At 67.3% G+C, this 6,375-nt stretch carries 2 protein-coding genes and 1 pseudogene; 1 reads left to right on the forward strand and 2 read right to left on the reverse strand.

Features of this window, described 5'->3' with window-relative positions:
* Positions 1–369: 369 nt before the first annotated feature.
* Entirely contained in the window at positions 370–3,054 is a 2,685-nt protein-coding gene (locus tag K8638_RS43825; protein ID WP_223760751.1) for a delta-60 repeat domain-containing protein, read from the reverse strand.
* Positions 3,055–3,860: 806 nt separating this feature from the next.
* On the opposite strand from K8638_RS43825, the gene K8638_RS43835 reads away from it, so the two are divergent.
* Positions 3,861–5,177, forward strand: a complete 1,317-nt coding sequence (locus K8638_RS43835; RefSeq protein WP_223760752.1) for a hypothetical protein — start codon at positions 3,861–3,863, stop codon at positions 5,175–5,177.
* A gap of 839 nt (positions 5,178–6,016) precedes the next feature.
* Here the strand turns inward: K8638_RS43835 and K8638_RS43840 are convergent.
* Positions 6,017–6,375: pseudogene (locus tag K8638_RS43840) on the reverse strand (serine/threonine protein kinase); the annotation flags it as partial.

Below are 6,375 nucleotides of genomic sequence, written 5' to 3' on the forward strand. Positions count from 1 at the left end.
CCGGGGACAACCTCGCACAGGCCGTGGGCATGCCCAGGTGCTTCAGAATCGCCCGCACCCCGGGGGCCCCCTTCACGCACGCCAGCACTCGCCGCCTGCCTCCACACCTCACGCAGGCGAACACGTCGAACGCGAACGTCCGGCGCAGCAGCTGCGCCTAGTCCACTCGCGGCGTCCTCTGCTTCTTTGGCTCCTTGCTGACCACTGCCTGGGGTGCCACGCTCGCTCCTCCTCTCTTGCTTCGGGGAGCCACCCCTGAGGTGAGCCCGGCCAAGGCACTCCGCCAGCACGCCCGCCCACTGTCTCCTCGAAGCGGCAGGACTCTGATGGCGGTGCTGGCGGCCCACAGGCCCTCTTCCCGCGCCCCGGCTACCCAGGCCCCCACTGCACGAGGCATCCCACGTTGACCCGGGGCTGCGAGGTCCTGGGCTGCTCCAAGGTATCGACGCACGCGACGCGAATCTGCCCCCCATTCAAGAGAGCGCCAGCGACAGGCGCCAAGAGGAACTCTTGGAGGCGGATGGTCGACGCTCCCCCTACCCCGAACCCCATATCGAGTCCGCCCGGGTGTTCCACTCTGAAAACCGCGGGCTGCGGCTGGCGGACGAGCCACTGGGTGGTGGGGGGGCTACCGGGCACCAGCGAAGTCACCTTATCGGCCTCGCTGGCCATGCCGTACACGAAGAATGACGAGGGCGAGTCCTGAAGGACGCCGGCCGCGCTCCAGAACTTGTTTTTACCATCCGGCGTGAAGGCCCCTTCTTGCCGGCCAATCCCCGCGAGGGTCGGGTCGCCCGAGCCGTCCGCGTTCCAGCCCATGATGACCAGGAGGGGATAGGTCGGACGATAGCGGTCAATGGGATACCGTATGTATCCGCCCCCCGTCCATCCGGTCGCGACGACGTAGAGTCTGCTTCCGAGCCAGGCGATACCCACCGGCGAGATGCGGCTGTAGTCATCGTGGCCCCCCGGCATCGTGCCGGCCGGATTCACCAGGACCTGGATGCGTCCGGCCGCGGGGGGCTGCAGACTGGGAAGGCCCAGCCCGAAGTTTGGATCGTAACCTCCGGCGGGTGTGATGCGGCGCAGCCCGACCATGACCGGGCTGCTGACAAGGGCACCGTTATCGTGGGTGCTCGAGGCCACGCAGACGACCGAGCCGTCAGCCTCGAGAAAGCAGTCCACATCCCCTCCGCCCTGGGGTCCCACGGGATGCGTGAATGCCATCACCTCGACGAAACCGCCGCTACCATAGGTCGAATCCAGCTGGCCGTTCGGGCGCATGACGCAGAGCTCGCGCCGGGTCGTGCTGAGCAACAGTGCGATGTCACCATTGGCACGCACCCCAAGCACCTTCGCCGCTCCCTGGCCTTTGCCCGGGTTCGGTGTGGCGACCCCTCCAGTCCCGAACGACGTGTCGAGCGCGCCGGTGGGCCCCAGCCGGGCCACCCACGCGTCCGCTCCGCCCCCCGCGACCAGCAGGCTTCCATCGGCGAGCTGGGTGAGCGTGGTGAGCCAACCCGACGCGGCCACCGGCGGCAGCGTCACCAGCGGCCCTTCCGTTCCAGAGGCCGTGATGAACCGCAGGGCGGGTGCCGTGGCCCTTGCCGAGCGGTCCACGAAGACGGTGGTGCCATCGGGCGCGATGACCGCGGGTTCACGGACAGAGCCGCACAGGGCAATGCCGCCGGCTCCGTAGCTCGAGCTCGGCTCGCCGTTGGATGTCTCCAGCGCGACCACGACGGGAAGCTGGTCGAAGTCGGCCCCGTGCAGTTGGCGGGTGCCTCCCACGAAGAGCTGGGACCCGCCGATGACCACCCCCGCGGGTGTGACTTGGGCCCCGTCACAAGGAAGCGTCACGGTGCCCGCGGCGCCCCATCCGGCATCGACGGCACCATGACCGGCGGAGCCGGGGGCCCAACGGAATCGGCATCCGGCGGTGCGCAGGTCCCCCGCCGCATCAGCCCGGGTCGGGACCCGCTGGGCGAAGACATAGACCCCGCTGCCGTCGGATGCGACGACTGGAGCGGCCAGTGGCCCCCCGAGCTCCTGCTCGGCGATGCCGCTGTTACCGAACGAGGGGTCGAGGCCACCTCCAAAGGGACTTCCATTGGGGTCGACCCCGAACACCACCGCCCGCCGCCCGACGCAGCCCGCCAGCCCCCCCTCCGCCTCACCTGCGCAGACGAATCCACGAGAGTCCCTCGTCAAGGGCGAGACCCAGAGGCCATTGTCTCCAAAACCGCTGTCCCGGCGGCCATCCGCGAGAACCCGCAGCAGCACTCCCACCGAGGTCGAACCAACGCCGGGATGATTCAGATACGCGGTCAGCGCGATGGATGCCGACCCGGCATGGAAACGTACCGAAGCCACCTCCAGACGGACGAGGCCGGGAAGCGCGGGTGACCCGGCGAGCTCGATGTCCTGGAGTACGGTGCCAGCACCCCGCAGCAGGGTGATGCGAACGCTCGTCTCGAGCGAGGAGACGATGCCCAGCCCGTCGCCGTCGGCGGCCATGCGAACACTCCCGGCGAGTGGGAGTTCGAGCGGGTCATGAAGCCACCCTGGGAAGATGGCCTGCCTCGACGCGACATGGCCGGAGGAGGTCATGAAGCAGACCCAGTATTCCCATGGGAGGAAGGCGTTCTGCCGAAGGGGAACCTGACGGATGAGCACGGCCACGCCCCCGCTCGGTTCGGAACAACTCGCCACCGGCATCGTCATCCGGCGCCCCTCGGAAATGTCGTAGCTGAGCGTGCCGTCCACGCGCGGGCGCTCCCGCGGTGCACCATCGGGCGGGAACATGAGCAGCTTGACGGTCGAGAAGCGCTTCAGCGGGTCCTGGCCAGGGAGCCCGAGCAAGGGTACGGGTTCATAGGTCCATCCCCCGACGACCAGACACGCCGAGCCCGTACCGAGCAGATGGACTCCGGTGGCGAAACCGCCCACGGAGTGGGTCGCCTCGTACGCGGAATAGAAGTCCTGATACAAGAGCGCCATGGCGCTCCAAAGTGTGCCGCGGTTTCCGAACGTGCGGTCCTGCATGAGGGGCATCTGACGTTCTCCGGGTCGCGCATCACCGTCGCGCGCGAAGATGCTGCGGCCCGGTCTCTGGTGCAGGTGTCTCCGGGGCCGTGCCGTCTGGCTTGTACACGGCGCTCGGAGAACAGCCCGTCCCTGGCCACACAGGTCCCCTTCCGTGAAGCGGTCCCCTTGAACGCGTACGTTCCGACAGGAGCCCCAGCCTCCCGGGCGAGTGTCCCTTTGTGTGAATTGACTTATGGCTTTCAGTCCCGCTGTCGGCATGAAGAGGAATGGGGGCTCATTTGAGAACCTGGCATATCTGCGCCGTTCTGGCAGTGGCTGTTGCCTCGAGCGGCTGCGTCCGTCGAGATACCTGTCCGCCTGGCACCACGCGATGCGGAGACGCGTGCGTGGACCTGAGCACGGACCCCGCCCATTGCGGCGATTGCGGCCGCGCCTGCCCTGACGCTGGCACCTGTGCCGCTGGAGAGTGCATCAGCGCATCCTGCGTCCCTCCCGACGTTCCCTGCGCGACAGGCTGCTGCCCGCCACCGGCCCCGGCCTGTGCCACACCGTCGGTGTGTGGGGCCCGTCAGTACTGCAACCCCGAGAAGACCTGCCTCTGCCTCCGGAGCATCGAGGGAGAGAACCGCTGCGGACAGGTCCCGAGCACCTGTCACGTCCAGCTCTGCAAGAGCAGCGCGGACTGCGCCAACCTGGGCGAGGGCTACTTCTGCGACACGCCCAATAGTGGATGCTGTACCGATCCGCCCAAGGAGCTGTCTCGTTGTGTTGCTCCTTGCAGGGCCCCCGTCAACGACGGAGGCACGCCCCCAGTGCTCGACGGTGGCGCCGGGGAGGACGACGGAGGGACCGAAGACGACCTCAGCGGCCTGTCCCCTGCCACCCAGCGCTATGTCCGTGAGCAGGAAAAGGAACTCCGGGGCGAGCCTGCCGACAGGAACGGTGACGGGAGGCCGGACACCTTCACGGAAAGGCTGCCAAACGGCATCATGCGGGTTTGGACGGATGAAAACCTGAATGGCCAGCCTGAATCGTTCAGCGAAACCGCTCCCAATGGGGACTACCGCGAGGAGTATGACCTGAACGAGGACGGGAACCTCGAGCTGGTGCACACCGTCACGGTGGGCCCGCCACGCGTCGAGGTCACGACCCAGGACACCAATGAGAATGGCAAGCTGGACACGCGTGACACCTCTGTCTTCAGCACCGACGAGGAGACGGTCCGGATCATCAAGGAGACAGATGCCGATGAGGACGGCAACTTCACCGTCGTCTCGGAGGAGGTGGTCCCAAACGGTGCTGAGTTGGGGACCGCCCCTCCTTCTTGCGATCCCGCCGCGGGCTTCCCGACGGACGTCTCCGGCAAGCGCATGAAGGTAGGCAATATCATCATCCCTTATGGGGGAGGCGGAGGGCGGTGCAGTGAGGACGAGGCCATCAAGTTGAAGGCGGCGGCGGACTGCGCCACCGAGTCCCTGGACTGTCTCATGCGTACCAACAAGCTCCTGAAGAAGCGGGTGGATGAGGCGCTGAAGCGCACGAAGATCACCATGGGCTGTGGTGGAACATGCAAACCCACGGGCTTTTTCAAGTCCAAAGGGGACAACGCCACGGTCAACTGGAATTCATCGAAGATCAAGGACCTGCAGCAGACGGATATGTGCTCGGCAGTGCTGCACGAAACCCTTCACACCGCATTCGAGAGCCTGGGGAAGAGCCACGACGACGGCATTGACCAACTCTACTCCTGCGGACGCTATTGCGGCCGCTGCTCTGGCTATGGCCCGGTTCAACCTCCGCCATCCAAGAACGTGGACTGCGCCCGCTGCGCGGGAACCAGCGCCGAGAAGAGAGCGTGCGGAACCCAGGAGAAGCTCGTCGCAATGACCTGTCCGAAGGCCAACCTTCTTTGTCACGGGACACTGGGCACCAACGCCAACTGCAAGGAGTGCAAGGGCCTGGAGGATAGAGCCTGTGATGGCTCGAAGCTCCTGGGTACGACGCCGAACTTCAGGTGCTGTGAAAAGTGCCCTCCAGGAGCCGACCGGATGAACGACAAACCTTGTACGGGTATTACCGGTTCGCCTGGGACCTGCGGCCAGAAGCCCCCGCAGTGCCCTGGCGGATGAGCGGGTGATTGGACGCAAGCGAAGCCCTTGCGCTACAGAGAGGCGCGAAGGCTTGGCCCAGGCGTCCTTCTCAACGCGCCGACGCTGGAAGTCCTCCTTCGCCGCTCCGGCCTCGTCTGCGTGGCGGAGCAGTCCCGCGTGATGGCCGTGCAGATGGGGGACTCCAGCAGCACCAGCCCCTGTTCCTCCAGGCGGAAGGGCAGCCCTGCCTCTTCTGCGCGAACCGGGGCCTCCCCCCACGTCCTGAGCCCGGCTCATCGCGGCCTGCTCCGGCGTAGCCCCGGCGCTCCAGCGGCAGCCGGTGCTCAAGTCCGTGGAGTCCGTCGCCCGCCTCCAGCGGGTACTCCTCCAAGGTGGAGGCGGCGGCTCCAAGCGGCGACATGGAGCGCTTGAAGCAGCTGCTGCTCCAACGCCCGGGAGAGCTGGCACGGCGCTATGTCCATGCCCTGCGGCTCGCGGCCAAGGACGAGCGCGCGAGGAGCGAGCTGGTCGAAGCCTTTACCCGCTGCTGCGGCGAGTTCTCCACGCCCGCCCCGGCGAACTCCGGAACGCGCCCTTTCCCGAGGGGGCCTCCGAGTTCGTCGACATCGGCGGGCGCTCGCGCTGAAGCACGGCCTTCGCTACGCGGTGATGGTCGTCAACGCCTTCCAGGGCATGCCGTTCAGCCTCGTATAGGCAGGATGGGGGCCCTGTTGAGGGGGAGGGCTGGAACCGTGGGGTCGAGGAGGGCTACTGCCGGGGCCGCCCGAGTGATGCTCCCACGAGCAGCTCGATGCTCCGACGCGCGCCCTCGTCCCGCGCCAGCGCCTCTACTGGCCCGTCCGGTAGCCCTCCCGGGCCTATGGGGCCTCTTCAACGCGGCTCGCTGGACTCGAAGTGGGCGGGCGCGCCGGGGGGTAGGCGGGCGTGTAACACGCCCCTTTGTACACGTAGGTGCCCTCGTCACAGTCCTTCAGCTCCAACGCCGCTTTGATCCAGCACCCACCATTGATGGCAATCTGCGACCTGCGGGGACAACGGCCCGTGGCATCCGGCCGGGTCTGTCCTGGAACGGGCCTGGGTGGCAACTCCACGGCGATGGCCGACCATGCGGAGGAAGCCCGGGAGAGGGGCACATGGGCCGTCAGCACCGAGTCTCCGACCGCCACGGTGCCTCCATCCCGGGCCTCCTCGGGCGCCTCCGCGCGCACCGTCTCCG

The organism is Myxococcus sp. RHSTA-1-4 (genome assembly GCF_020037125.1).
In the GTDB taxonomy this organism is placed as follows: Bacteria; Myxococcota; Myxococcia; order Myxococcales; family Myxococcaceae; genus Myxococcus.